This is a genomic window from Streptomyces sp. DSM 41931, from assembly GCF_050271085.1.
In the GTDB taxonomy this organism is placed as follows: domain Bacteria; phylum Actinomycetota; class Actinomycetes; order Streptomycetales; family Streptomycetaceae; genus Streptomyces; species Streptomyces albogriseolus.
Window position 1 is genome coordinate 3,575,964 of the sequence record NZ_CP189902.1, and the last position, 24,391, is coordinate 3,600,354.

Below are 24,391 nucleotides of genomic sequence, written 5' to 3' on the forward strand. Positions count from 1 at the left end.
AGGAGTCCGTCGTGCGCAACGGCCGGCAGCCGGTCCCGGTGATCATCGACTGCGACACCGGCGTCGACGACGCCCTGGCCCTGCTGTTCGCCGTACGGCACCCCGGGATCGACCTGCGGGCCGTCACCTGCGTGGCCGGGAACACGGACGTGGACGGCGTCGTACACAACACGCTGACCGTGCTGGAGCGGGCGGGCGCGGCGGACGTGCCGGTGGCGCGGGGCGCCGCGCGTCCGCTGATCGAGGCGCCGCGCTCCGCCCGCCACGTCCACGGCCACGACGGCATGGGCGACCTCGCCCTGCCCGCCCCGCGCCGCACCCCGGTGGACGCGGACGCGGTGACGCTGCTGCGCCGCGAGATCCTCGCCTCGCCCCGCCCGGTCACCCTCGTGCCCACCGCACCGCTCACCAACATCGCCCTGCTGCTGCGGACCCACCCCGAGGTGACCCGCAACATCGAGCGGATCGTGTTCATGGGCGGCGCGGCGGGCGCGGGGAACGCCACCCCGGTGGCCGAGTTCAACGTCTGGCACGACCCGGAGGCCGCCGCGATCACGCTCACCGCGGGCGTGCCGATCACCATGTACGGGCTGGACGTGTTCACCCGGGTCGTCGTCCCCGGCGACGACGTGCGGCGGCTGCGCGCGAGCGCCGAGCCGGGCGCCCGGCTGGCCGGCGACCTGCTCGCCCACCGCCCCGCCCACCCGGGCAGCCGCCCCGACGACCCCGGCGAGGACTCCGGCGGCCTCGGCGACGCGGGCGCGGTGTGCGCGGTCGCCGACCCGGAGGGGCTGACCACCCACCGCCTCCCGGTCGAGGTGTCCCTGGCGCCCGGCCCGGCGCGCGGCCAGACGATCGTCGACCGCCGCCCTCGCATCGGGGAGTCGGAACTCCACGAGGGCACCCGCGAGCAGACCCTGGTGGACGTCGGCCTGGACGTGGACGTGGAGCGCTACGTGCGTCTGTACCTGGCGACGGTCGAACGCCCCCCGGCGTAGCCGGTCCCCAGGGGCGGAACGCCCGGATCACCGATGAAGGCGACTCGGCGACACCCGGAGTAATCACTCCTGTCGGTGGAGTGTTCGCTTTTACGGTGGTGTGGACAGATTCTCTGCCGGTACCCGCACACCCAGAGGAGACCCCCGCGTGACCGACCGACCCACCGTGGCCGACCCCCGGCCGCCGCATCCCGCCCCCGACGCCACGCCCGACCTCTCCTCCCGCGACCCCGACTGGTGGCGGCAGGCCGTCGTCTACCAGATCTACCCCCGCAGCTTCGCCGACGCCGACGGCGACGGCCTGGGCGACCTGCGCGGCATCACGCGGCGTCTCACGCATCTGGCCGCCCTGGGCGTCGACGCCCTGTGGCTCAGCCCGTTCTACCCGTCCGAGCTGGCCGACGGCGGCTACGACGTCGCCGACCCGCGCGACGTCGACCCGCGCCTGGGCACCCTCGACGACTTCGACGCGCTGGTCCGCGAGGCGCACCGGCTCGGCCTGAAGGTGATCGTCGACGTCGTCCCCAACCACACCTCCCGCCAGCACGTCTGGTTCCAGGAGGCGCTGCGCGCCGGGCCCGGCTCCCCGGCCCGCGACCGCTACGTCTTCCGTGACGGCCGCGGCGAGAACGGCGAGCTGCCGCCCACCGACTGGCAGTCCGTGTTCGGCGGCAGCGCGTGGCAGCGGGTGCCGGACGGGCAGTGGTACCTGCATCTGTTCGCCGCCGAGCAGCCCGACCTGAACTGGGACCACCCGGACGTCCGCGAGGACTTCCGCACCACCCTGCGCTTCTGGTCCGACCGGGGCGTGGACGGCTTCCGCGTCGACGTGGCGCACGCCCTCACCAAGGACCTCGAGGAGCCGCTGCGCGACCTCGGCGACCACGCGGCGGGCGGCGAGGCGGCCCTCGCCGACTTCGCGCCCGGCACGCATCCGTTCTACGACCGTGACGAGGTGCACGAGATCTACCGCGACTGGCGGAAGATCTTCGACACGTACACCCCGCCCCGCACGGCCGTGGCGGAGGCGTGGGTGCCCGGCGCCCGGCGCGCCCTGTACGCCCGTCCGGACGAGCTGGGCCAGGCCTTCAACTTCGAGTACCTCGAGGCCGCGTGGGACGCGGAGGAACTGCGCCAGGTCATCACCGACTCGCTGGCGACCGCGCAGGCGGCCGGCGCCTCGGCGACCTGGGTGCTGTCCAACCACGACGTGGTGCGGCACGCCTCCCGGCTGATGCTGCCGCCCGGCACGGACACCAACGCCTGGCTGCTGTCCGGCGGCCACGCCCCCACCGTCGACCCGGAGGCGGGTCTGCGGCGGGCCCGCGCCGCCACCCTGCTGATGCTGGCGCTGCCCGGCTCGGCGTACGTCTACCAGGGCGAGGAGCTCGGGCTGCCCGAGGTCGCCGACCTGCCCACGGAGGTCCTCCAGGACCCGATCTGGGAGCAGACCGGCCATGTCCGCAAGGGCCGCGACGGCTGCCGCGTCCCGCTGCCGTGGACCACGACCGGCCCGTCGTACGGCTTCGGCGCGAACGGCGCGTGGCTGCCACAGCCGCCGTCCTTCGCCGCGTACGCCGTGGAGGCGCAGGACGGGGCGGAGGACTCCACCCTGGAGCTGTACCGCACGGCCCTGCGCCTGCGCCGCAAGCTGATCGACGGCGAGACGCTGAGATGGGCGGAGGAGACCCCGGAGGGGATCCTCCAGTTCGACCGCGGCGACGGCTGGCGCTGCGTGACGAACCTGTCCGCGGCCCCCATTCCCCTCCCCCTGGGCGAGGTGGTCCTCACCAGCGCCCCCCTGAAGGACGGCCACCTGCCCCCGGACACGACGGCGTGGCTGACGCGGTGAGGTGAGGGTGCCGGCGGCACCGCACGGCGCCGCCGGCACCGGCCGGTGCTCGCCACCCGTACGGGGGTGCAGGGCGGGCGGGTGGTGAGGGCGGGCGTCAGAGTCGGTCGCAGGTGTGTCCGATGTCCGGCGTACAAGGAGCCCGTCCACGATGAACAGGTCCAGCAAGACAGCGGCCGCCGTGCTGACGGCGGCCGGGATTCTCGCGGCCGGGTGGCTGCCCGCCGGCTCCGCGACCGCCGGCGGCGGGGCCGCCCCGCCGCCGGGTGAGCGCGTGCTCTGGGGCTCCGTGACGATTCCGCCCGGCCGGGACGGCATCGTGGAGGTGTCGGCGCTGTCCGGGCCCGCCCTCGGGTTCGGCTCCCGTCTGACGTTGACCGCCCCGGCCGGGGCCGAGGTCACCGGCGTGCCGCTCACCGCCGCCGGCTACCGGGGCGAGGTGGCCGCGGACGGCCGTACCGCCGCGTACACGGCCACGTCGGCGGAGAGCCCGTGGCGGACCGGGACCTTCCCCTTCGTGCTGGCGGTGCCCGCCGACGCCGAGCCGGGGACGCGGCTCGACGGATGCGTGCTGCGGCTCGCGGACGCGGAGGGTGTCGCGCGGGCGAGCGGGGGGTGTCAAGTGACGGTGGGGCTGCCGTCGCCGACGCTGTCCCGGCCCGAGGCGGGGGTGCCGCTGGGACACCGGCCGGCCGCGTCGGGCACGGCGTACCCGGGGGCGCAGGTGACGGTCTCCGACCAGGACGGGAACGAGGTGTGCACGGACACGGCCGGGTCGGACGGGGTGTGGAGCTGCGCGCCGGGCCGTGATCTGCCCGCCGGGGCGAACCGGCTCCAGGCGACGGCGACGTCGAACGGCGTGTCGGCGTCGAGCGAGCAGATCCAGATCACCGTGGGTTCGCCCGCGCCGGAGGCGGCCTCGGCGGCGCCTGCAATGCCGCCCCGCTGACGGGCGGCGAAGGTCAGACGTGCCCCGGCCCGCCGCTGCCGAAGGCCCCGCTGGAGCCCGGCAGCCAGCGTTTGCGCTTTTGGTCCTTGCCCGTCCTGGTGCTGGCGTGGTGCAGCTCGTACGGCATCAGCCGGGAGCCGGTGCGGGGCGTGAGGGGTATCTCGTCGGGCTCACGCATCTCCCGCATCTCGCGCACCGCGCCGCCGTCCGGCAGCCTCGGCTGCTCGTCGGGCTGAGGGCGCGGCGACTCCTGGTCCATGTACCGCATTCCCGCACGCACGGACCAGACCAGGGCACCTGCCACGATGATGCCGCCGATGAAGGCCGCTGCCACGGCCCACTGGTGGTCGGTGGCGGCCAGCTGTACAAGCGTTGCCGTGTTCATGTTTCCGAGTATGGACCAGGAAATGTGATAAAGCTCCCGATCTGTCCGGATTGGCGACGCCCCCGTTCGGACCGTGCCGAGGGGCGGCGTCCCGTACCGGGTGGCAGGCTGCGGCCAGAGGAAGGCCGGGACGGGCCGTCGCGTCCCCACGTGTGCAGCTCGGGGCCCGGCCCCGGCCTTCCCGTCTGCGGCCGGCCGCTACGCCGTCGCCGCGGGTCGGACGGAGGGCCTCAGGACCGGCTCCGGGAGGTGCCGGCGGCCGGGGTGTGACCGCCGAGGCGCACGGGGAGCGTGGTGAGCCCCCGCAGCAGCGTGCCGGCGCGCCAGGTGAGGGACCGAGGGGTGGCGTCGAGGGTGAGACCGGGGTGCCGTTCCAGCAGCAGGCGCAGGGCGACGGCGGCCTCGACGCGGGCGAGCGGGGCGCCGAGACAGTGGTGGACGCCGTGTCCGAAGCCGAGGTGGCCCTGGGGGCGGCGGGTGAGGTCGAAGCGGTCCGGGTCCGGGAAGGCGAGCGGGTCGCGGGAGGCCGCGGCCAGCGACACCAGGACGGCGTCCCCGGCGGCCACGGCGGTGCCGGCCAGCTCCAGCGGCTCCGCCGCGAACCGGAACGCGCCCGCGTGCACCGGCGAGTGGAGCCGCAGCGACTCCTCCACCGCCGCACCGGCCAGCTCCGGGTCGGCGCGCAGCAGGGCGAGCTGGTCCGGGTGGGTGAGCAGGCTGAGGACGGTCGCGGAGATCAGGTTGACGGTCGTCTCGTGTCCGGCGACCAGGAGCAGGAAGGCCATGCCGAGCAGCTCCTCGGGCGACAGCGCGGCCTCCGCGTCGGGCGTGCCCGGGGCGGCCAGGTCCGCGAGCAGGGTGCCGTCGGGCGTGCGGGCCTTCCGGGCGATCAGGTCGGTGAGGTAGCCGGCGAGCGCCGCGGCCGAGGCGGCGGCGGCCTCCGCGCCGGTGGGTGCGACCAGTGCGTCCGACCACCTGTAGAAGTCCGCGCGGTCGCCCGCGGGCACGCCGAGCAGGTCGCAGATCACGGTGACCGGCAGCGGCAGCGCGTAGGCGCCCACCAGGTCGGCGGGGCCCGCCTCCGGCATCCGGTCCAGCAGGTCGCGGGCCACGGCCTCGACGCGGGGGCGGAGCGCGGCGACGCGGCCCTGGGTAAAGTGGTCCGCGACCAGCCGCCGCAGCCGGGTGTGGTGCGGCGGGTCGCTCTGGAGCATGTTGCGGCCGACCGCGTGCCCGCCGTCGGTCTCCCAGCCCGCCGAGTGCCGGATGTCGTTGCGCAGCCGGGGATCGGTGAGCGCGGCGCGCACCGCGTCCCGGGTCACCACCAGCCAGGCGTCCCCGCTGCCGGGGACGCGCACCCGGTGCACCGGTCCCTCGGCGCGCAGGGCCGCGAGCCGCTCGAAGGGGAAGGGCGCCGGGGCCCACTCCAGGGGCGCGGGTCCTTCGGGGGCGCGAGCGCACACGGTGCGGTCCTCTCTGCCGGTGCCCACGAATCTGCGGGTGAGCGTGAAACGGGGACTGCTCCCCGGTTGTCGTGGGGACGATAGCATCCGCCCGGGGAGCGCTCCCCGGTTCGTACGGAGGAATCCATGACCGTCGGTGAGGAACCCGAGACCCCCGCCCCGCCCCGGCTGCGGCGTGACGCGCGGCGGAACCGGGAGCGGCTGGTGGAGGCGGCGCACGCCGTGTTCGCCGAGCAGGGTCTGGAGGCGCCGCTGGACGTGATCGCGCGGCGGGCCGGCGTCGGCAACGCGACGCTCTACCGGCACTTCCCCGCCCGGGCCGCGCTCGTGGACGCCGTGTTCCGCGACCAGCTCACGGGGACCATGGAGGCGGGTGAACGCGCGCGCCGCGCACCCGACGCGTGGGCCGGTCTGGCCGGCTACCTCGACGCCGTGTTCGTCACCCTTGCGGCCGATCGCGGCACCAACGACCTGATGACCACCCGTCTGCCGGACGTCGAGACGCTCGGCGCGGTGCACGCGCACAACCGCGAGACCGTCGACGTGCTGCTGGAGCGCGCCCGCGCGCAGGGCAGCGTGCGCGCCGACGTCACCACCGAGGATCTTCTCTTCGCCCTGGCGGCACTGGGCCGTGCCGTGCCGCCGCTGGCCGTCGCCGCCGGCCCCGACGCCTGGCGCCGCCCCCTCGCCCTGTTCCTCGAAGGGCTGCGAGGCCCCCGGCGCGAGCCCCGCCCGCTGCCCGGACGGCCGCTCGACGAGGAGGAACTGGGTCGGGTGCTCGGAGAGATGGGACCGCACCGGGCCAGGCCCACGGACGGGTCAGTCGGCGGTGCCGCGGCGGGCGATGAGGTGTAATCGAGGACATCTGTACGGGCCGCGACAGATTTTCCGTCGAGGCGACTAGAGTTTGACGGTGGGGAACCTGTCCCCGTGGCGGACCGTGACCGCTGTGGTCCGCGGAAAGGTGCGTATGCCCTCGGAAAGTCAGCCGTACGCCGACGGCCGGCAGCCGGACCAGGACCGGCCTCCCGTCGCCGACCGGCTCGACGACGACCACTTCCCGGCCTACACCATGGGCAGGGCCGCCGAACTGGTCGGAGCCACGCCAGCGTTCCTCCGCGCCCTCGGTGAGGCGCGGCTGATCACCCCGACCCGCTCGGACGGCGGGCACCGGCGCTACTCGCGCCACCAGCTGCGGCTCGCCGCCCGCGCCCGCGAGCTGGTCGACCAGGGCACGCCGGTGGACGCCGCGTGCCGCATCGTGAGCCTCGAGGACCAGCTCGAGCAGGCCGAACGGACGAACGAGGAGCTCCGCCGGCAGGGTGCCGACACGGTGCAGGGGCACCGATGAAAATCTGTTCCGGCCGGCACAGGATTTCCGCCCCGCCCGCGAGAAATTCCTTTCGTTAAACACGCCGTCCGGGTTTATTCCAGTGATTTTCCTCGCTTGCCGAGAACGCATTCCGTGCTAGGCTGACGTCAGTTGCAGTTGTGGTTGCCAGTTTGAACCGGTTCTCCGGGCAGGTGATCATCGCGACGATGTAGGGATTCGTAAAGTGCGTTTCCCGGCACTGTCTCAGGAGACAAATATGGCCACCGGTACGGTCAAGTGGTTCAACTCGGAAAAGGGCTTCGGCTTCATCGAGCAGGACGGCGGCGGCGCTGACGTGTTCGCCCACTACTCGAACATCGCCACCTCGGGCTACCGCGAGCTCCAGGAAGGCCAGAAGGTGACCTTCGACGTCACCCAGGGCCAGAAGGGCCCGCAGGCGGAGAACATCGTTCCCGCCTGACCTTCCTGACCTGCACGCAGGTTTGGATGAGCGGGTGCTCGCACGTTTCGTGCGGGCACCCGCTTCTCGTTTTTCCCAAACGTTTTTCCCCGTACGGTTTCCGCCGCGCCCGGCATGACGATCAGCGCGACGAGCGGAACGCCCTCGCGCGCAGCGCGTCCACCGCGATCCGCGCCGCCGTGCCGATCACCGCGTCGGCCGCCGGAAGGGTCGCCGCCGTGTGCGCGGTCCGGGTGAAAACGGCGACCGCGTAACGGCCCCCGTCGGGATACTCGACCACCCCCACCTCGTTGCGCAGGGTCGGCAGACTGCCGGTCTTTCCGGCGACATGGACGTCGTCGAAAGGAAAACCCGAGGCCAGACGGTGCGGCCACACCTGAAGCCCCATGATCCGCCGCATGGCCGCGCCGTGTTCCGGGGTGCACGCCTCGTCCCGCCACACCGCGCCCAGCAGCCGGGTCATGTCCCGCGGGGTGCTGCGGTTGGAGCGGGCCGGGTCCAGCGCCCGCAGCCGGCTCACCACCCGCGGGTCGGCCAGCGCCCGCGCCCCGTCCGGCCCGGCGTCCTCCCTGACGGTGGCCAGCATCTCGCCGAAGGTGTGCACGGCCCGCGTCCGGGTGAGGCCCAGCCGGGCCGTCGTCGCGTTCACCGCGTCCAGACCCACCCGGCGCAGCAGCAGGTCGGCGGCCGCGTTGTCGCTGACCGCCATCATCAGATAGGCCAGGTCGCGCAGGGACATCCGGGCCGCGTCCAGCATCGCCGCCACCCCCGTGGGCCCCGCCGTGCGCCCCTCCGGCACGGCCTCCACCTGCTCGGCCAGGTCCAGCGCGCCGCGCGCCGCCTGCTCGTGCAGCGTGACCAGCAGACACAGCTTGTGGACGCTGGCCGTGCACACCGGCTGGTCGGCCCCGGCGTCGAGCTGTTCGCCGGAGTCGATGTCGAGGGCGTGCAGCCAGCCGGTGACCCCGGCGTCGGCGAGGGCCGCGTGGATGCGGGCGACGGCGTCCGTCACAGCCAGTACTCCGATGCGGGTCGCAGATGCAGGGGACGGGCCGGAGCGTCGGGCACCGCGCCGGCGGCCGTGCGCAGGGCGTGCGTGACCGCCTCCGCGAACGCCTGCACGGCGGCGTCGCCGCGCCCCTTCGGCCAGGCCGCGGAGTGCCGCAGCGCGGGCGCCCCGCCGGTCAGCGGACGCCACACGACGTCCCCCTCCCCGCTCCCCTGCCCCGGCGGGGCCGCGTCACGCGGGCACAGCGCGACGGCCCCCGAGGACAGCACCAGGCCCTGGACGAAACTGGCGCCCTGGCCGTGGCGTACGGCGGCGGGGGTGAAGCCGCCGCGGGCGCAGGTGGTCAGCAGCTCGTCGTACAGGGCCGGGGCCGCCGCGCGGGGGAAGAGGATCAGGTCGCGGCCGGACAGCGCGGGCAGCGGGACCTCGGCCAGAGCGGCCGCCGCGGCGCCGGCGGGCAGCAGCACCCCCAGCTCCCTGCGCAGCACCGGGCCCAGCTCCAGCCCCGTCACGTCGCACGGGTGATGGACGACGCCCACGTCCAGGTCGTGCGCCGCGAGCCGGTCGAGCTGCTGCGCCGTGGACAGCTCGTGCAGCTCCAGCTCCAGTCCGGCGTGACGGTCCCCGAAGTCCGCGAGCAGGGCGGCCACGGTCTCACCGGAGAGGTCCGGGGGCAGCGCGGCGCGCAGCAGTCCCGTCTCGCCGTCGCGCACCCGGCGCGCGGCGGCGAGGAACGACTCCGTGCGGGACAGCACCTCCCGCGCCTCGGCCAGCAGCAGCGTCCCGGCCTCCGTGATCCGCACCTGACGGCTGGTGCGCTCGAACAGTCGCACGCCCAGCTCCCGTTCGAGCCGCTGGACGCGCTGTGAGAGAGGAGGCTGGGCCATGCCGAGACGGGCGGCGGCACGGCCGAAGTGTGACTCTTCTGCAACAGCCACGAAGCACTCCAGGTGCCGCACCAGGTCCACGACCAGTCATCATATCGAGTGTTTATCGATCCATGATTGATAGCGGACTTGGACGGACGGCCGCCCGCACTGCTGTGGTCGGGGCATGAACACGTTTCCCGACCTTCCCCGTTCCGGTCACCGTCGTCGCCCTCGGACGGCGTTCAAGGCGCTCGTCGCCGTCACGGCGGCCGCCGCGGTCGCCGTCGGCGGCGCCTGGGGCGCCGGGCTCGGGCCCTTCGCGGGCGAGTCCGGCCCCGACCCGGACGCGATGGCCGAGGCCCGCGCGTTCCTCGCCGACTGGGCCGCCGGACGCCTCCCGGACGCCGCCGCCCGCACCACCAGACCCGACCGCGCCCAGGACGTGCTGAGCAGCTTCACCGCCGGCCTCGACCTCGGGAAACCGGTGCTCACGGCCGGGAAGCCGGTGGAGGACGAGGAGTCCGGCGGGCGCGCCGTCACCGTGCCGTACACCGCGCGGATGCCCGTCACGGGCCTCGGCACCTGGACGTACGCATCCGAACTGCCGCTGCGGGAGCGGGGCGGCGAGTGGAAGGTGGACTGGCGGCTGTCGCTGGTGCATCCGCGGCTCAGCGGGACGGAGAAGTTCCGCCTGGAGCGGGAGGAGACCGAGCCGGTCCGCGCGGACGACCGGGCCGGCCGCACCCTGTCGGCGGCCGCCCACCCCTCCCTCGGGCCGGTCCTCGCCCAGCTGGCCCGCTCCACGGACGGCGGCGGGCCGCGCGGGGCGGTGCTGCTCGTCGACCGCGTCACCGGAGAGGTCCGCCGCACCGAGGCGGCCTTCGGCTCCGAGACGCCCGAGGACGAGGGACCCGTACGCACCACCCTCGACGCCCGCTGGCAGGCGGCCGCCGAGCAGGCCCTGGAGCAGGCCGGCGGGAAGAACGCGGCGCTGGTCGCCCTGCGCGTGGACGACGGGGAGATCCTCGCCGTGGCCAACTCCCCGGCCGACGGCTTCAACCGCGCCGTCTCCGGCACCTACGCCCCCGGCTCCACCTGGAAGATCGTCACCAGCAGCGCCCTGCTGCTGAAGGGCGCGGTCGCCCCGGACGACGTCGTGGACTGCCCCCGCTACCTCACCGTCGGCAAGCGGTTCCAGAACGTCGAGACCTCCGCCCACCCGGGCGCCACCTTCCGCAAGGCGTTCACCGAGTCCTGCAACACCGCCTTCATCGGCCTGCGGAGCCGGCTCGGCGACGGCGAGCTCGGGGAGGTCGCGAAGAGGTACTTCGGAGTCGGCCAGACCTGGCACGTGGGCGTCCCCTCGTACGACGGGTCCGTGCCCGAGCCGCGCGACGCGACGGAGAAGGCCGCCTCGATGATCGGCCAGGGCCGGGTGCAGGCCAACCCGCTGATCATGGCGTCGGTCACCGCGACGGCCGTCTCCGGCCGCTTCCACCAGCCCGTCCTCGTCGCCGGCACCGAGGACACCACCGGGACCGAGCCGCTGCCGCCCCGCGTCGTCACCCAGCTCCGCACGCTGCTGCGGGCCACGGTCACCGAGGGCACCGCGCGCGCCCTGGCCCCGCTGGCCGGTGAGGTCGGCGGCAAGACAGGCACCGCCGAGGTCTCCGACGACCAGGAGAACAACGGCTGGATGGTCGCCCACCGCGACGGCGTCGCCGTGGCCTGCGTCGTCGAGGAGGGCGTCACCGGCGGCGGCTCGGCCGGACCCGTGCTCCACGCCCTGCTGTCCGCCGCGCCCCGCTCCTGAGCCGCGGTCCTCCTGACCCGCGCCCCGTACCTGGAAGGACGTCCCGTCATGACCGCACGCCTCTCCCGCCGCTCCCTGCTGCTGACCGCCGCCCTCGCCCCCGTGGCGGGCTGCGCCACCGACGCCCCGGACCGCGCCCCGGCCTCCGGAGCCTCCGCGACCGCCGGCCGCGGCACACCGTCCCCGGTGAGCCCGCGGAACCTCGCCGCGCTGGAACGCGAGTACGGCGCCCGCCTCGGGGTGTTCGCCGTCGACACCGGCACCGGAGCCACCGTCGTCCACCGCGCCGACGAACGCTTCGCGCTCTGCTCGACCTTCAAGACCCTCGCCGCCGCCGCGGTCCTGGACCGGCGCCCCGGCGCCCGCCTGGACGAACGGATCCCCTACGGCACGGCCGACCTGGTGCCGTACTCGCCCGTCACCGAGAAGCACACCGGGGAGGGCATGACACTGCGGCAGCTGTGCGACGCGGCCGTCCGGTACAGCGACAACACGGCCGCCAATCTGCTGCTGCGGGACATCGGGGGCCCGCGCGGCCTCACCGCGTACGCGCGCCGGCTGGGCGACCGGGTGACGCGGCTGGACCACACCGAGCCCGAGCTGAACAGCAACCCGCCCGGCGACCCGCGCGACACCACCACGCCCCGCGCGATCGCGGCCGACCACCGCGCCCTCGTGCTCGGCGACGCGCTGACCGCCGCCGGGCGCGCCCTGCTCACCGACTGGCTGGTGCGCAACACCACCGGCGACCGCCGCATCCGGGCGGGCGCGCCCCGCGGCTGGAGGGTGGGCGACAAGACCGGCAGCGGCGACTGGGGCCGGGGCAACGACGTGGCCGTGCTGTGGCCCGGCGGCGGACGCCCGCCGCTGGTGCTGTCGGTGCTGACGGAACGCCCCGACCGCGCCGCGTCCCCCAGCGACGAGCTGGTGGCGGAGGCGGCGCGGCGGGTGCTGGACGTGCTGCGGTGACGTCCCCCGGTCAGTCCTGGCGGGGCGCCGCCTGCTGGACCACCTCGAAGGACCACAGGGTCGCGTCGGTCGCCGCCGGGCGCGGCTTGTCGCCCTGCGCGCCGGCGTGGGCGGCCTGGCCCCGCCCGTCCCTCCAGCGCTCGAAGTCCTCCTCGCTGCGCCAGCGCGTGTAGACGAGGTAGGTGTCGGTGCCCTCGACCGGGCGCAGCAGCTCGAACCACTCGAAGCCGTCCGAGTTCTCCACCGCGCCGGCCCGCGCGGCGAACCGCCGCTCCAGGGTCTCGCGCTGGTCCTCGGGAACCGTGAGTACGTTGATCTTGACGACGCTCATGTCGTGATTGTCCCGCAGCCCCCGTACGGACCGCCGGTCGGGGCGGCGCGGTCAGCCGAGGCAGATCACCAGCAGGCAGAGACGGGGGTCGCGCGGCTCGTCGGCGGGCGGCGGGGTGCTGGGCGCCGGCTGGGCGGTCGAGCCGTCGCCCTGGTCCGGGCCGCCGTCGCCGCCCGTGTCACCGCTCCCGGCGCCGTCGTCGTCGGCGGGCGGGGGCGAGGAGGGGCGCGTGGGGGTGGTGGAGTCGCCGGTGTCCGGTGCGTCGCGGCCGGTGTCCTGGCTCGCCTCGGAGCGGTCGCCGGAGCGGGAGACGGACTCGGGCGCGTCCGGACGTCCCCCGGCGGGCACCTCGGTGGCGGCCGCGCCGTCGGTCTGCGGGCGGGACGGGGGCGCGGTGGTGGGCGCGGCCTCGGGGCGCGCCGCGCCGCGGCGGCCGTCGGCCCGCGGCGGAACGGTCGTGCGGTCCGGGGAGGCGGACGGGCCGCCGGCCTGGTCGTCCGTGGTGCCACCGGTGCCGCCCATGCCGTGCAGGTCGGGGGCGGTGGCGGCCTGGGCGCGGTCGTTGCCGCCCCGGTCCGTCGAGGCGAGGGTGATGCCGCCGCCGACGAGCGCCACGGCCGTGGCGACCAGGGCGCGCCGCTGTGTCTTCCTCCAGCGCGCCAACTGCCGCCGCCGCGCGGCGCGTCCGGTGCCGGCGCCTGCCGGCAGGGCGCGCGGGGCGTCGGCGGCGGGGCCGCCGGTTTCCTCAAGCTGTGCGGTGCCGGCGGACGACGCGGCGCCGGCGGGGCGCGGGGTCTCGGCGGGCCGTCCGGCGCCCACGGGCCACGTGGTGTCGGCGGACCGTGCGACCTCGTCGGGCCGTGCGGGCGCGGTGAACCAGCCGGTTTCCGCGGGCCGTTCGGCGTCGGCGCGGTGCGCCGCACCCGCCGCGCCCGCCGTGCCGGACGCCGTCGCCGCCGGTCCGGGGACCCGGTGGCCGTCCGCCACGCCGGGGGCGATGTCGGGGGCGTAGGCGCCGCAACCCGGGCAGACCAGGGCGCCGTTCAGGTGCCGGCGACACGTGGAGCAGTAGTCCATCCGCTGTCTTCCTGAGGTGTCGTACCGGGCGTCCGCGCAGGCGCGGCCGGCCCGGTCCGGGCAGGGAACAGCCACGCTAGCCAGGCCCACGGCCCGCCGTGTGCAGTCCGTGTGCCGCTCCTGCGCACATTCTCGGCGTGCCAGGGGAGAAGGTCGTGAGCACGCGTGCCGCACCACCGCACAACGGACACACTGCTGTGCGATGTTCTGGGCCCGGCCGGACGTCGGCCCCGGCGCCGTACGGAGTGCCGCGTCGGCCGTCCAGCTCCACCCCCCATGCCGCATGCCTGCCCGGAAGGCGCCCCCCACTGTGAAGCCCCGTACCACCGCTGCCGCCGCACGCCGTTGCGCCCTGCTGCTGACCGCCTCCCTGACGGCCCTCTCCCTCACCGCCTGCGGTGCGCTCGGATCGGGCGACGACGACACCTCGGACACGCGCGCCGACGACGACATCACCGTGGGGCTGCTGCTGCCCGACCGGGACACGGCGCGGTTCGAGCAGTTCGACTACCCGCTCATCAAGGAGCGCATCGCCTCGCAGACCAACAAGCAGGGCGAGGTCGTCTACGCCAACGCCGAGGGCAGCAAGGAGAAGCAGAGCGAGCAGTTCCGCCAGATGATCGGCCGGAACGTCGACGTGATCCTCGTGGACGCGGTGGACGCGTCCGCCGTCGCCCCGGACGTACGCCTGGCCAAGCGGGCGGGCATACCCGTCATCGCCTACGACCGGCTCGCCGAGGGCCCGATCGACGCGTACGTCTCGCACGACAACGAACTCGTCGGCCAGGTGCAGGGCCGCGCCCTGGTCAACGCGCTCGGCGAGAAGGCCGAGCACAAGAAGGTCGTCATGATGAACGGCGAGCCCGCCGACCCCAACACCGCGCTGTTCAAGAAGGGCGCGCTGGGCGAGCTGGACGGCGCGGTGGACATCGCCGCGTCGTACGACACCAAGAAGTGGCTGCCCGAGGTCGCGGCGGAGAACATGCGCAAGGCGATCAGGAAGGTCGGCGCGGGGAACGTCGCCGCCGTGTACTCCGCGAACGACGGCATGGCCGGCGCCGTCATCGAGGAGCTCCAGCAGGCGGGGCTCACCGAACTGCCGCCGGTGACCGGGCAGGACGCGGACCTGGAGGCGGTGCGGCGGGTCGTCTCGGGCACCCAGTACATGACCGTGTACAAGTCCTTCCTGCTGGAGGCGACCGGCGCCGCGGACATGGCGGTGGCCAAGGTGCAGGACCGGGCGATCCAGTTCGACGCGCTGGCGCAGGACGTGATCGACAGCCGGTCGCAGAAGGACATCCCGGCGATGCTGGTGCCGGTGGTCGCCCTCACCCGGGAGAACATCGAGGACACGGTGATCGCGGACGGCGTCTACACCGTCAAGGACATCTGCACCCCGGCGCACGCGGACGACTGCGCGGAGATCGGGCTCCTCGGCTGAGAGTGACGCAGGTCACGTCCGATTGCCGATCAGTCCGGGTCCTCCCTCCGGTCTTCATGGGCGTAGGTGTCCGCGAGCGGAGGAAGGACCGGTCGTCATGAGCGCACAGGTGAAGGGCCCGGCCAGCTATTTCCCGTCGATCGAGAAGAAGTACGGCCGCCCCGTGGCCGAGTGGAAGGAGCTCATCCGCTCCTCGCCGCTGACCCGCCACATGGAGCTGGTCACCTGGCTCAAGACCGAGCACGGCCTGGGGCACGGGCACGCCAACGCCCTGGTCGCCCACACCCTCGCGGAGAAGGGGTGACCGCGGGGCGCCATCCCGCCCGGGCGTGATCCCGGGCGGGGACGCCGGGGACGGGCCTAGGATCGCGGCATGTCTGCGCGTACGAGCGACGTGAACCGGTTCCTGGCCGCCAAGCCCCGTCTCGAGGCCATCGCCTACCGGCTGCTCGGCTCGGCGAGCGAGGCCGAGGACGCCGTGCAGGAGACGTATCTGCGCTGGCAGGACGCGGACACCGGGCGGATCGAGGTGCCCGAGGCATGGCTGACGAAGGTGCTCACCAACCTCTGCCTCAACCAGCTCACCTCGGCCCGCGCCCGGCGCGAGACGTACGTGGGCCAGTGGCTGCCGGAGCCGCTGGTCGCCGGGGACCCGATGCTGGGGCCCGCCGACACCGCCGAGCAGCGGGAGTCGGTGTCGTTCGCGATGCTCGTGCTGCTGGAGCGGCTGTCCCCGGACGAGCGCACGGTGTACGTGCTGCGGGAGGCGTTCGGCTACCCGCACCGGGAGATCGCCGAGATCCTCGACGTCAGCGAGGCCGCCAGCCAGCAGATCCTGCACCGGGCCAGGAAGCATGTGGCGCAGGGCAGGGCGCGCCGGGAGATCGACGAGGCCGAGGCCCGGCGGGTCGTCGAGGAGTTCCTCGCGGCCGCCACCAGCGGGCGGACCGAGCCGCTGGTGGCGCTGCTCACGCGGGACGCGGTCGCGGTCGGCGACGGCGGCGGGAAGGTGCCGGCGCGGGCCAAGGCGTTCGAGGGCGTCAAGGCGGTGGCCACGTTCCTGCGGGGTCTGTTCAAGCCGGGTCCCGGCAAGCGGGCCGTGGCGGGCGGGTCGCCCGAGCTGTACGCGGCTACCGCGAACGGCGATCCGGCCGTGGTGGCGGTCGTCGACGGCCGGGTGGTCGGCGTGATGTGCCTGGAGGTCACCGAGGACGGCATCGCGGCGGTCCGCAGCCAGGTCAACCCCGACAAGCTGGAGCGCGTGACGGAGCGGTGGGCCGCCGTCGACCACGGGGAGCCGCTGGTCCGGGCCGCCTTCTGACCCGACGACAGATGTGACGTAGGTCACATGGTGAAGGTGTCAGGGATCGGCGGGCCGCCCGGTTCAAGGGGCGAACCAGTCGACGACAGGAGCCTGCCATGCAGCACCGCATCATCGTCCTCGGAGCCGGATACGCCGGAGCCTCCGCCGCCGGACGCCTGGCCAGGCGGCTGCACCGCGACGACGTCTCCCTCACCCTCGTCAACGCCGAGCCCGACTTCGTCGAACGCGTCCGCAACCACGAGCTGGCCACCGGACGCCGGCTCCCGCACCGGCCGCTGACCGACGTGCTCGCCGGGACCGGCGTCGCGCTGAAGGTCGCCCGGGTCACCGCCGTCGACGTCGACCGCAAGGTCGTCGCCGTCACCGGCGACGGCGGCGCCGAGGAGTTGGCGTACGACACGCTCCTCTACGCCCTCGGCAGCCGCTGGAACGACCACGGCGTCCCGGGCGCCGCCGAGCACGCGTACGAGATCGCCGGGCGGGCCGGCGCGCTGCGGGTGCGCGAGCGGCTGGCCGGGCTCGCCGCCGGGCAGCCCGTGGTCGTGGTGGGCGGCGGACTCACCGGCCTGGAGGCGGCCACCGAGATCGCCGAGTCGCGTCCGGACCTGGAGGTCACCCTCGCCGCCCGCACCGGCCTCGGCGACTGGCTGTCGCCCAAGGGCCAGGGTCACCTGCGGGCCGTGTTCGACCGGCTCGGCATCACCGCGCGGGAGAACACCGAGGTCACGGCCGTGGAGGACGGCCGTGTGGTCACCGCCGACGGGACGGTCCTGCCGTCCGCGCTCACCGTGTGGACCGCAGGGTTCGCCGTCCACCCGATCGCCCGCGCGACGACCCTGGAGGTCGGGGACACCGGGCAGATCGTGGTCGACGGCACCATGCGCTCGGTCTCGCACCCGGACGTGTACGCCGTCGGCGACGCGGCCCTGGTGCGGGGGCCCGGCGACAAGCCGCTGCGGATGTCGTGCGCGACCGGCACGCCCACCGCGTGGCAGGCCGCCGACGCGATCGCGGCCCGCCTCACCGGCGGCAAGCTGCCGCACGTGCCGCTGCGGTACTTCAACCAGTGCGTCTCGCTCGGCCGCAAGGACGGACTCATCCAGTACGTCACCGCCGACGACCGCGCGGTGAACGCCGCGCTGACCGGCCGCGTCGCCGCCCTCTACAAGGAACTGGTCTGCAAGGGCGCGGCCTGGGCCGTCGCCCACCCGACCCTGGGCCTTCCCGGCCGCCGTCGCCGGATCACCCACCCCGCCCCGGCGCCGTTGGCGACCACCGCGGAGCCGGCGCCCGAGACGGCGGCCTGAGCGGCACCAGGGCACACCCACCAGGGACTCACCAGGGCCCGCCTCCCCGGCGGGCCTTCGGCCTGCGGAAAGGCGTCCGGGTCGGACGCCCCGCACCCGTTTCTGCAACCAGCGACAGAGACCCGGATCCCCCTTGCGCCGGAGGGGGAGGCAGGCAGCCCCGGCCTAGCCTGAACGGGTCATGAAACGCATCGACGACCGGCCGGCGCCGGTCCTGCTGCTGTGCGCCCAGGCCGTGGTGTGGCCGGGGGCCGCACTGGTGCGCGGCGAGGTCCCGTCCGCGTACGCCCTGCTCGTGGCCGTGCTGGTCGCCGGGCCTGTCACCGCCGTGCTGGCGCTGCGCCGGAGCCGCCCGGTGACCGCCCTCGTCGTGGTCGCCGTCGCCTGCGCGCTGGGCGCCGGTCCGCTGCCCGTCGGGGCGACGGCGGTGCTCGGGACCGCCGGGGTCGCGCTGGCCCTGTGGACCGTGGCCACCGAACGGGACGCCTTCACCACCGTGGTGTGCGGGGTGTCCCTCGCCGTCTGGCAGCTCCTGTACGGGCTGACCCTGCACCGGCTCAGCGACCGCGACGGGCTGGACCTGGTGCTCACCGCCCTGCTGTACGCGGCCGCGTGCGGCGCCGGGATGCTCGCCCGGCGGTCCCGGAGCGCGCGGCGCGCGTCCGACGACCTGCTGCGCCGCGCGGAGTCCGAGCGGCGCCGGCTGCCCGCCGTCGAACGGCGGCGGATGGAGAGGGAGTTGCACGACGTCAGCGCCCACCATCTGACCGCCGTGGTGGTCACCGCGGGCGCCGCCCTGGGGCTGCGCGACCGGCGGCCCGAACTCGCGGACGAGGCACTGCGGTTCGCCGTGGACACCGGGCACGAGGTGACCCGGGCGCTCGGCACGCTGCGGGCTCCCGCCCCCTCGGACAGCGGTCTGCCCGCGCCCGAGGAGCGGCTGCTCGGCCTGGTCGACGGGTTCCGGCGGATCGGCCAGCCGGTCGACTGCGTGATCGATCCGCTGCCGGAGGGCGCCGTCGCCGACGCCGCGTACGGCATCGTGCGGGAGGCGCTCACCAACGTGGCCCGGTATGCGCCGGGCGCGGCCACCACCGTGCGGTGCCGGTACGGCGACGACCGTACGGACGTCGTGGTCACCAGCGGCGCACCACTGCCGGGCGCCCCCGCGCACGCCGCGGACCTCGGCGGCGGACGCGGCCAGGGCATCCTGCGCTCCCGCGCCCGGGAGGCCGGCGGCACCCTGACCACCGGGCCGACGGAGGACGGCGGCTGGGAGGTGCGGGCGGTGCTGCCCGGCCGGATGGCCGGCGCCGGGGACCGGCCGGGTGCGCGCGGCTACCGCGCCGCCCAGGTGACGGCCGCCGCAGGACTCGTCCTCCAGCCGCTGCTGCCGGTGCTGGCGATCCGCGCGGAGGAGACGCCGACGGGGTCGGACGTGTCGGCGGGCGTGCTGTTCGCGCTGCTCGCGGCCGCCCAGGCGGTCACGCTGCTGTGGCTGCGGAGGGCTCCGCGCGTCGCGTACGGCGCCCTTGGTGTTCTCGCCCTGCTCTGGCCCGCGGCGGCGGCGACGGGTGGGTACACCGGGCCGGTGCTGCTGCCGCCCGCGCTCGGCGCGCTCGCCACCTGCGTGGCGCTCGCGTCGGGAGGTCCGGTGCGGGCCGGTGGGAGCTGGTCGCGCAGTTCCCCGCGCCCCCTGGGGGCTCCGGTCGGGCAGCCCGCCCAGGGGCGCGGGGAACTGCGCGAACGGCCACGACGGCGCCGCGGCCGCCCGCTCACCCGCCCGGTGCTCCTCGCGGGCGCGATCACGGTGCACACGGCCGCCGTCACCACAGCCGTGCTGGACCGGGGAACCGGCGCGCCCGCCTGGGCGGTCGCCACCGCGGCCCTCGCCGGGACGGCCCCGGTCATGTGCGCGGCCCATCGCGTCGGCACCCTGCGCGCCCGCCGCGCACAGGCGACCCGCGCCGAACGGGACGGACGCCTCGGCGCGCTGACCGGGGAGGCCGTCCGCGACGCGTGGGCCGAGCGGCGCCGGATCGCCGACGGGCTGGAGACCACCGTGCTGGCCCGGACCGCCGGCATGGTCGCCGAGGCCGAGGCGGGCAGGCTGGAGGCGGCCGCCGAGCGCGCCCGGGAGGCGCTGGCCGCGATGCGCGCCCTGCTCGACGCGGTCCGCGACGGCGAGGCCGGGCCCGCGCTGCGTCCGCAGCCCACGCTCCAGGCGCTGGACCTGCTCGCCCGTCAGTGCCGGGCCGCCGGGCGCGAGGTGGAGATACGCCTGACCGGTCGGGTCCCCGGACGGCTGCCCGCCGCCGTGGACCTGGCCGCCTACCACGCCGCCGAGACCGTGCTCACCACCGGCGGGGAGCAGCCCGCCACGCTGGAACTCGACGCCTCCGACGGTACGTTGACGCTCACGGCCACCGGGGTGCCGTCCGCCGCCCACCCGGCCGTGCGGGAGCGGCTGGCCGCGCGCGTCGCGGCGCTCGACGGCGCTCTGACCACCGGACCGGCGGACACCGTCCGTCTCCTGCTGCCCCTCGCACCGGGCGACGGGGAGGAGAGGGAACGATGAGCCTCAAGGTGCTGGTCGCCGACGACCAGGGCATCGTGCGCGCGGGATTCGCCGCCGTCATCGACGCCGAGGAGGACATGACGGTCGTCGGCGAGGCCGCCGACGGGGCCGCCGCGGTGCGGCTCGCCGAGCGACTGGCGCCGGACGTCGTCGTCATGGACGTACGGATGCCCGAGCTGGACGGCATCGCCGCGACCCGGATCATCACCGGCCGCGCCGGCGCGCCCCGGGTGCTGGTGCTGACCACCTTCGACCTCGACGCCTACGTCTTCGACGCGCTGCGGGCGGGCGCCTCCGGCTTCCTGCTCAAGGACGTGTACGCCTCCGAACTGCTGCGCGGGATCCGGGTGGTGGCGTCGGGGGAGAGCGTCCTCGCCCCGTCCGCGACCCGCCGGCTCATCTCCCACTACGCGGCGGCGGGCGGCGGGCCCGCGGCGCCGGTCCCCGAGCTGTCCGGCCTGACCGGCCGGGAACGCGGCGTCCTCACGCTGGTCGCCACCGGACTGACCAACGCGGAGATCGCCGACCAGCTCGGCATCACCGTCGGCACCGTGAAGTCCCACGTCAACGCGTTGCTGCGGAAGCTGGGGCTGCGGGACCGGGTGCAGGCGACGATCCTCGCCTACGACCTCGGCCTCGCCCGCCCCCACCCGCCCGGCAGCGCCGTGTAGCCCCGGCGTCCCGTACGCCTCCACGACCCCCGCACCCGCAACCGCAACCGCACCTCATCGACCTGTACCGACCACACCGACCTGAGGATCATGAACATGACCACGATGACCGGACGTTCCGACCGCACCCTCCTCGCCCGTCTGCGCCACCTCTACGGCGACGTCTTCGCCCTCGTCTACCTGGGCCTCTGCGCCGCCCTGACCGTGTGGGCGTTCGTGGCGAGCGCCGGCGAGAACGAGGACGCGTCCTTCGCGGGCGTCATCCCCGTGCTCGCCACCGCCCCCGCGAGCCTCGTCGGCCTCGCCCTGCCGGGCGGCCTGCCGACGTTCGTGTTCGCCGTGGTCATGGGCGCGCTGGTCAACGCGGCGGTCATCGGCTGGTGCTCACGCAGGCTGCGCGGCGGCCCGACGCGCTGACACGCGCCGGACACGCGTCAACGCGGACGGCACCGCCCTCGCCACCACCGTGAGTCGGCCCCGACAACCTGCCAAACGCGCTGCCGTACGTAGGCACGGCTTGCGTCGGCCCGTTCGGCCCGGTGTCCGTCGAGGTGCACGCCTCCCGTACTCGCTGGCGAGATCGCCCGGACGCGTCCCTCACGCCCCCGCCGTGTCGAACACGTCCACCGTCGCGAGGAGGTCCTCCGGGACGTCTTCCCCGAGGCGTTGTTCGGACCAGATCGTCTTGTCCTCGCGGCCGTGCCGTACGCCCCAGTGGGCGCTGAGCCGCATCACGATGTACAGCCCCCGCCCGCCCTCGTCGCCGGCCCGGGCGTGGCGGAGGTGAGGACCCGCGCTGCTCGCGTCCGTCACCTCGGCCAGCAGGCGCTCACCGTCGTGGATGAGGCGCAGCCGGACGGGGCCCTCGCCGTGCAGGATCGCGTTGGTGACGAGCTCGCTGACGATGATCTCGGTGGTGAAGGCGCGGTCGCCGAGGTTCCAGGCGGCGAGCTGCTGGCCGACGAGCCGGCGGGCCGTGCCGACCACGGAGGTGTCCGCGGGCAGCGTCCAGTCGGCGACCCGGTCCGGCGGCAGGCACTCGGTGCGCGCGAGCAGCAGGACGGCGTCGTCGTACCGCGAGGGCGTCATGCGGTAGACGGCGGTGTCGCACAGCTCCTGGAGCGGCTGGGACGGGGTCGCCAGCACATGCTCCAGGCGGTGCACGGCGTCCGCCTCGTCGTCGCCGCTCCCTTCGGAGCCCAGCAGCCCGTTGGTGACGTGCGCGATGAGGCAGCCCGGCGGGAGCTGTGCGACGGCCGGGAGGAAGGCGGCCCCGCCCTCCGCGCCCAGCGGGGGGCCGAGCGGCACGTCCACGTCGATCGGCGAGCCCTCCGGGTCGACCAGGACCGGGGCGGGGTGTCCGGCCCGCATCATGGTGCACTGCCGGGAGACCGGGTCGTAGACGGTGACCGCGCAGGTCGCCAGGTAGGGGTGCGCCTCGCGGGTGTCGACGGCCGTGAGCTGCCCGGCGACCTCGTCCAGGTGGGTCAGCACCTCGTCGGTCTCCAGGTCCTGCAGCGCCAGGGTGCGCAGCGCGACGCGGAGCTGCCCCATGGTGGCCGCCGCCTCGATGCCGTGGCCGGCGACGTCCCCGACGACCAGCGCCACCCGGGTCCCGGACAGCGGGATGACGTCGAACCAGGCCCCGCCCGCGCTCTCCGGCAGATACACGTGCGCGGTCTCCACCGCCGACAGCCGCGGGGTCACGCCCGGCTGCAGCCGCCGCTGGAGGGTGGACGCCACCGCGTGCTCACGGCGGTAGCTGCGCGCGTTGTCCAGGTGCACGGCCGCGGTCGCGGCGGCCTGCCGGGCCACGTCGAGGTCCGCCTCCTCGAAGGCGTCGACCCGGCCGCGGTACAGCGTCAGCAGCCCCAGCACGGTGTCCCGCGCGGTGAGCGGCGCGACGATCATGGAGTGGACCTCCCGCCCGAGCAGGGCGGCGAAGCCGTCCGGGTCGGTCGCCAGCCATGGATCGTCCGGAGTGACCTGCACCAGCCGCGCTCGCCCGTCGCTGAGGGCCTGCGTGTACGGCGTGGGGAACGGGAAGGGACGGCTGTCGCCGGTGCGCCGGACCGGCTCGACGGTGTCGGGGGCGGCGAACGCGACCCGGCGCAGCGGCACGGACGTCGGCAGGGGACCGGGCGGGGGCGCCGCTCCGGCGGGGGCGTCGTCCAGCAGGTCCACGGTCGCCGCGTCGGCGAGGTCCGGCACCAGCGCCTCGACCAGGGCGTCCGCCGTGGCCTGCACGTCGAGGGTGGCGCCGACGGTCCGGTGCACCGTGCTGAGCACGGCCAGGCGGTCCGCGGCGGCCTGCCGCCCGGTCACGTCCTCCACCACGCCGACCACCCCGGGGCCGTCGCGCAGCGGGAACAGCGACACCTCCACGGCGAGCGTCCGGTGCGGTCCGGACGGGGACCGTCCGCGCAGCAGCCGTCCGCGCATCGGCTGGCCGGTCGTGAGCACCTCGTCGATCAGACGGTCGAGCTCCGGCTCCAGATCGGGCGCGAAGTCCCGTACGTCGTGGCCGACGACGTCGTCGGCCGGAAGGCCGCGCACCCCGCGCGCGGACGGGTTGTACCGGGTGACCCTGCGGTCGGCGCCGAGCAGGAACAGGCCCTGGGGCGAGCCGGCGAACAGCGCGTCCAGCACCGCGCTGTCGTCGGCGGGGCCGTCCGGCACGGCGCACCTCCTTCGCGGGCCATCCCCCTCCCGGCCTTCTCTCACCTTCTCGCATCACCCGCGCGCGGCAACTCGGCCGGACGGTCCGGAGAAACTTCACGGCGGGTGTCATCCGGCGGGCGGCGGTCCGGGGTTTGTACGGATGGAGAGGCGCCCTCCGTCCATCAGATCGCCTGGGCCCGCGAGGACCCGTGTAGCACGAGGAGTCGCCCGCATGAAGCGGACACTGAAGTACCTGGCCGGTGCGGCCGTCACGGCCGCGGTGGCCGGCATGGCCACGATGTCGTACGCGGCGCCCCACGACACGGCCGGCCGGGCCACGCACTCCGCGACGGTGACGGCCGCCGCTCCGGCCGCGGCTCCGGCCGCCGCGAAGAAGCACGCCCCGACGCCCCGCATCGTCGAGCCGGGCGAGCGCGTCACCGGCGCGCCCGGCTTCGAGCTGTGGCTGACGCCCGAGGGCAAGCACTGGACCACGCCGGACATGCCCGAGGGCCAGTTCCGCAGTGTGGTCGACGGCAACATCGACCTGGGCAGTCCCGGCGTCTCCGTCCAGTCCGAGGGCACCCCGGAGCGCGTCTACCTCTCCGGCCTGTACTACGGCGGCAAGGGCACCGCGTCCGTCGTCGAGCTCGAGACGCAGGCAGGACCGCTGCGCGGCGAGCTGCTGGAGCTGCCCGGCCGTCCTGGCTGGGGCGTCTGGTACGCCGTCGCCGATCCCGTGGCGAACGACGGCTCCTGGAACTTCGTCTCCGAGGTGACGGTCCGCACCACCAAGGGCAAGGTCTACGCCTCGCTGTCGCTGCGCTGACCCCGCGGGCGGGGGACCGGCCGGTCCCCCGCCCCGGCCCTCCCCCCATACCCGACGCAGAGGAACCGGTCC

23 protein-coding genes are annotated in these 24,391 nt (G+C 75.1%); 16 read left to right on the plus strand and 7 right to left on the minus strand.

Annotation, left to right across the window (positions count from 1 at the left end):
• Window positions 1-11: 11 nt before the first annotated feature.
• The 3 genes from ACP7TJ_RS16580 (at window position 12) to ACP7TJ_RS16590 (ending at window position 3,799) form a co-directional block, all read left to right on the plus strand.
• Window positions 12-998 carry a nucleoside hydrolase gene (locus ACP7TJ_RS16580; RefSeq protein WP_387792274.1) on the plus strand — a complete coding sequence of 329 codons (987 nt, stop codon included), beginning with the start codon at window positions 12-14 and terminating at the stop codon, window positions 996-998.
• A gap of 148 nt (window positions 999-1,146) precedes the next feature.
• Window positions 1,147-2,850: an alpha-amylase family glycosyl hydrolase gene (locus ACP7TJ_RS16585; RefSeq protein WP_425822414.1), complete on the plus strand. Its 1,704-nt coding sequence runs from the start codon at window positions 1,147-1,149 to the stop codon at window positions 2,848-2,850.
• A gap of 151 nt (window positions 2,851-3,001) precedes the next feature.
• Complete coding sequence (locus ACP7TJ_RS16590) at window positions 3,002-3,799, plus strand: carboxypeptidase regulatory-like domain-containing protein (protein ID WP_427763654.1); 798 nt, start codon at window positions 3,002-3,004, stop codon at window positions 3,797-3,799.
• 13 nt (window positions 3,800-3,812) lie between these two features.
• Here ACP7TJ_RS16590 and ACP7TJ_RS16595 read toward each other — a convergent pair whose 3' ends face one another.
• Window positions 3,813-4,184, minus strand: coding sequence for a DUF6479 family protein (locus tag ACP7TJ_RS16595; RefSeq protein ID WP_427763655.1), 372 nt, complete (start codon window positions 4,182-4,184; stop codon window positions 3,813-3,815).
• A 230-nt stretch (window positions 4,185-4,414) separates the two neighbouring features.
• Window positions 4,415-5,647, minus strand: coding sequence for a cytochrome P450 family protein (locus ACP7TJ_RS16600; protein ID WP_427767383.1), 1,233 nt, complete (start codon window positions 5,645-5,647; stop codon window positions 4,415-4,417).
• A 126-nt stretch (window positions 5,648-5,773) separates the two neighbouring features.
• Here ACP7TJ_RS16600 and ACP7TJ_RS16605 point away from each other — a divergent pair, with 126 nt between their 5' ends.
• The 3 genes from ACP7TJ_RS16605 (at window position 5,774) to ACP7TJ_RS16615 (ending at window position 7,440) form a co-directional block, all read left to right on the plus strand.
• Window positions 5,774-6,502 carry a TetR/AcrR family transcriptional regulator gene (locus ACP7TJ_RS16605; RefSeq protein WP_427763657.1) on the plus strand — a complete coding sequence of 243 codons (729 nt, stop codon included), beginning with the start codon at window positions 5,774-5,776 and terminating at the stop codon, window positions 6,500-6,502.
• A 115-nt stretch (window positions 6,503-6,617) separates the two neighbouring features.
• Window positions 6,618-6,998 (plus strand): MerR family transcriptional regulator, encoded by a 381-nt coding sequence (locus ACP7TJ_RS16610; RefSeq protein WP_093764381.1) that lies wholly within the window; start codon window positions 6,618-6,620, stop codon window positions 6,996-6,998.
• A 238-nt stretch (window positions 6,999-7,236) separates the two neighbouring features.
• Complete coding sequence (locus ACP7TJ_RS16615; RefSeq protein ID WP_006134583.1) at window positions 7,237-7,440, plus strand: cold-shock protein; 204 nt, start codon at window positions 7,237-7,239, stop codon at window positions 7,438-7,440.
• A 121-nt stretch (window positions 7,441-7,561) separates the two neighbouring features.
• Here ACP7TJ_RS16615 and ACP7TJ_RS16620 read toward each other — a convergent pair whose 3' ends face one another.
• Window positions 7,562-8,452 carry a serine hydrolase gene (locus ACP7TJ_RS16620; protein WP_093764382.1) on the minus strand — a complete coding sequence of 297 codons (891 nt, stop codon included), beginning with the start codon at window positions 8,450-8,452 and terminating at the stop codon, window positions 7,562-7,564.
• Window positions 8,449-9,417 carry a LysR family transcriptional regulator gene (locus tag ACP7TJ_RS16625; protein WP_367495654.1) on the minus strand — a complete coding sequence of 323 codons (969 nt, stop codon included), beginning with the start codon at window positions 9,415-9,417 and terminating at the stop codon, window positions 8,449-8,451. Before ACP7TJ_RS16625 ends, ACP7TJ_RS16620 begins: the two co-directional genes overlap by 4 nt.
• Window positions 9,418-9,502: 85 nt before the next feature.
• Between ACP7TJ_RS16625 and ACP7TJ_RS16630 the strand changes: the two genes are divergently transcribed.
• A complete protein-coding gene (locus ACP7TJ_RS16630; protein WP_367549003.1) occupies window positions 9,503-11,131 on the plus strand; it encodes a penicillin-binding transpeptidase domain-containing protein in 1,629 nt (542 codons plus the stop codon).
• A gap of 48 nt (window positions 11,132-11,179) precedes the next feature.
• Window positions 11,180-12,100 carry a class A beta-lactamase gene (gene bla / locus ACP7TJ_RS16635; protein ID WP_427763661.1) on the plus strand — a complete coding sequence of 307 codons (921 nt, stop codon included), beginning with the start codon at window positions 11,180-11,182 and terminating at the stop codon, window positions 12,098-12,100.
• A 10-nt stretch (window positions 12,101-12,110) separates the two neighbouring features.
• On the opposite strand, the gene ACP7TJ_RS16640 is transcribed toward bla, so the two are convergent.
• Together ACP7TJ_RS16640 and ACP7TJ_RS16645 are read right to left on the minus strand one after the other, a co-directional pair.
• On the minus strand, window positions 12,111-12,431 hold the full coding sequence (locus tag ACP7TJ_RS16640) for an antibiotic biosynthesis monooxygenase family protein (RefSeq protein WP_093764386.1): 321 nt from the start codon (window positions 12,429-12,431) through the stop codon (window positions 12,111-12,113).
• 51 nt (window positions 12,432-12,482) lie between these two features.
• A complete protein-coding gene (locus ACP7TJ_RS16645) occupies window positions 12,483-13,583 on the minus strand; it encodes an SCO2400 family protein (protein ID WP_380883087.1) in 1,101 nt (366 codons plus the stop codon).
• A gap of 235 nt (window positions 13,584-13,818) precedes the next feature.
• Here ACP7TJ_RS16645 and ACP7TJ_RS16650 point away from each other — a divergent pair, with 235 nt between their 5' ends.
• The 7 genes from ACP7TJ_RS16650 (at window position 13,819) to ACP7TJ_RS16680 (ending at window position 21,246) form a co-directional block, all read left to right on the plus strand.
• Entirely contained in the window at window positions 13,819-14,949 is a 1,131-nt protein-coding gene (locus ACP7TJ_RS16650; RefSeq protein WP_093764388.1) for a sugar ABC transporter substrate-binding protein, read from the plus strand.
• 97 nt (window positions 14,950-15,046) lie between these two features.
• Window positions 15,047-15,253 carry a DUF4287 domain-containing protein gene (locus tag ACP7TJ_RS16655; RefSeq protein WP_019525864.1) on the plus strand — a complete coding sequence of 69 codons (207 nt, stop codon included), beginning with the start codon at window positions 15,047-15,049 and terminating at the stop codon, window positions 15,251-15,253.
• Window positions 15,254-15,322: 69 nt separating this feature from the next.
• Complete coding sequence (locus tag ACP7TJ_RS16660) at window positions 15,323-16,270, plus strand: RNA polymerase sigma-70 factor (RefSeq protein WP_167741286.1); 948 nt, start codon at window positions 15,323-15,325, stop codon at window positions 16,268-16,270.
• Between the two features lie 98 nt (window positions 16,271-16,368).
• Entirely contained in the window at window positions 16,369-17,580 is a 1,212-nt protein-coding gene (locus tag ACP7TJ_RS16665) for an NAD(P)/FAD-dependent oxidoreductase (RefSeq protein ID WP_093764390.1), read from the plus strand.
• A gap of 181 nt (window positions 17,581-17,761) precedes the next feature.
• On the plus strand, window positions 17,762-20,158 hold the full coding sequence (locus ACP7TJ_RS16670) for a histidine kinase (RefSeq protein ID WP_427763664.1): 2,397 nt from the start codon (window positions 17,762-17,764) through the stop codon (window positions 20,156-20,158).
• A complete protein-coding gene (locus ACP7TJ_RS16675) occupies window positions 20,155-20,829 on the plus strand; it encodes a response regulator (RefSeq protein ID WP_380866305.1) in 675 nt (224 codons plus the stop codon). Before ACP7TJ_RS16670 ends, ACP7TJ_RS16675 begins: the two co-directional genes overlap by 4 nt.
• A 105-nt stretch (window positions 20,830-20,934) precedes the next feature.
• Window positions 20,935-21,246, plus strand: coding sequence for an SCO4225 family membrane protein (locus tag ACP7TJ_RS16680; protein ID WP_093764649.1), 312 nt, complete (start codon window positions 20,935-20,937; stop codon window positions 21,244-21,246).
• Window positions 21,247-21,426: 180 nt separating this feature from the next.
• Here ACP7TJ_RS16680 and ACP7TJ_RS16685 read toward each other — a convergent pair whose 3' ends face one another.
• A complete protein-coding gene (locus ACP7TJ_RS16685; protein ID WP_427763666.1) occupies window positions 21,427-23,508 on the minus strand; it encodes a SpoIIE family protein phosphatase in 2,082 nt (693 codons plus the stop codon).
• A gap of 214 nt (window positions 23,509-23,722) precedes the next feature.
• Between ACP7TJ_RS16685 and ACP7TJ_RS16690 the strand changes: the two genes are divergently transcribed.
• Window positions 23,723-24,319 carry a hypothetical protein gene (locus tag ACP7TJ_RS16690; protein WP_189910120.1) on the plus strand — a complete coding sequence of 199 codons (597 nt, stop codon included), beginning with the start codon at window positions 23,723-23,725 and terminating at the stop codon, window positions 24,317-24,319.
• Window positions 24,320-24,391 lie beyond the last annotated feature (72 nt).

Excerpts from the sequence above, each read along its gene's own strand:
- ACP7TJ_RS16590 (WP_427763654.1), top strand. The coding sequence starts at position 3,002 with ATGAACAGGTCCAGCAAGACAGCGGCCGCCGTGCTGACGGCGGCCGGG.
- ACP7TJ_RS16595 (WP_427763655.1), bottom strand. The coding sequence starts at position 4,184 with ATGAACACGGCAACGCTTGTACAGCTGGCCGCCACCGACCACCAGTGG.
- ACP7TJ_RS16605 (WP_427763657.1), top strand. The coding sequence starts at position 5,774 with ATGACCGTCGGTGAGGAACCCGAGACCCCCGCCCCGCCCCGGCTGCGG.
- ACP7TJ_RS16610 (WP_093764381.1), top strand. The coding sequence starts at position 6,618 with ATGCCCTCGGAAAGTCAGCCGTACGCCGACGGCCGGCAGCCGGACCAG.
- ACP7TJ_RS16615 (WP_006134583.1), top strand. The coding sequence starts at position 7,237 with ATGGCCACCGGTACGGTCAAGTGGTTCAACTCGGAAAAGGGCTTCGGC.
- ACP7TJ_RS16630 (WP_367549003.1), top strand. The coding sequence starts at position 9,503 with ATGAACACGTTTCCCGACCTTCCCCGTTCCGGTCACCGTCGTCGCCCT.
- bla (WP_427763661.1), top strand. The coding sequence starts at position 11,180 with ATGACCGCACGCCTCTCCCGCCGCTCCCTGCTGCTGACCGCCGCCCTC.
- ACP7TJ_RS16640 (WP_093764386.1), bottom strand. The coding sequence starts at position 12,431 with ATGAGCGTCGTCAAGATCAACGTACTCACGGTTCCCGAGGACCAGCGC.
- ACP7TJ_RS16655 (WP_019525864.1), top strand. The coding sequence starts at position 15,047 with ATGAGCGCACAGGTGAAGGGCCCGGCCAGCTATTTCCCGTCGATCGAG.
- ACP7TJ_RS16660 (WP_167741286.1), top strand. The coding sequence starts at position 15,323 with ATGTCTGCGCGTACGAGCGACGTGAACCGGTTCCTGGCCGCCAAGCCC.
- ACP7TJ_RS16665 (WP_093764390.1), top strand. The coding sequence starts at position 16,369 with ATGCAGCACCGCATCATCGTCCTCGGAGCCGGATACGCCGGAGCCTCC.
- ACP7TJ_RS16670 (WP_427763664.1), top strand. The coding sequence starts at position 17,762 with ATGAAACGCATCGACGACCGGCCGGCGCCGGTCCTGCTGCTGTGCGCC.
- ACP7TJ_RS16675 (WP_380866305.1), top strand. The coding sequence starts at position 20,155 with ATGAGCCTCAAGGTGCTGGTCGCCGACGACCAGGGCATCGTGCGCGCG.
- ACP7TJ_RS16680 (WP_093764649.1), top strand. The coding sequence starts at position 20,935 with ATGACCGGACGTTCCGACCGCACCCTCCTCGCCCGTCTGCGCCACCTC.
- ACP7TJ_RS16690 (WP_189910120.1), top strand. The coding sequence starts at position 23,723 with ATGAAGCGGACACTGAAGTACCTGGCCGGTGCGGCCGTCACGGCCGCG.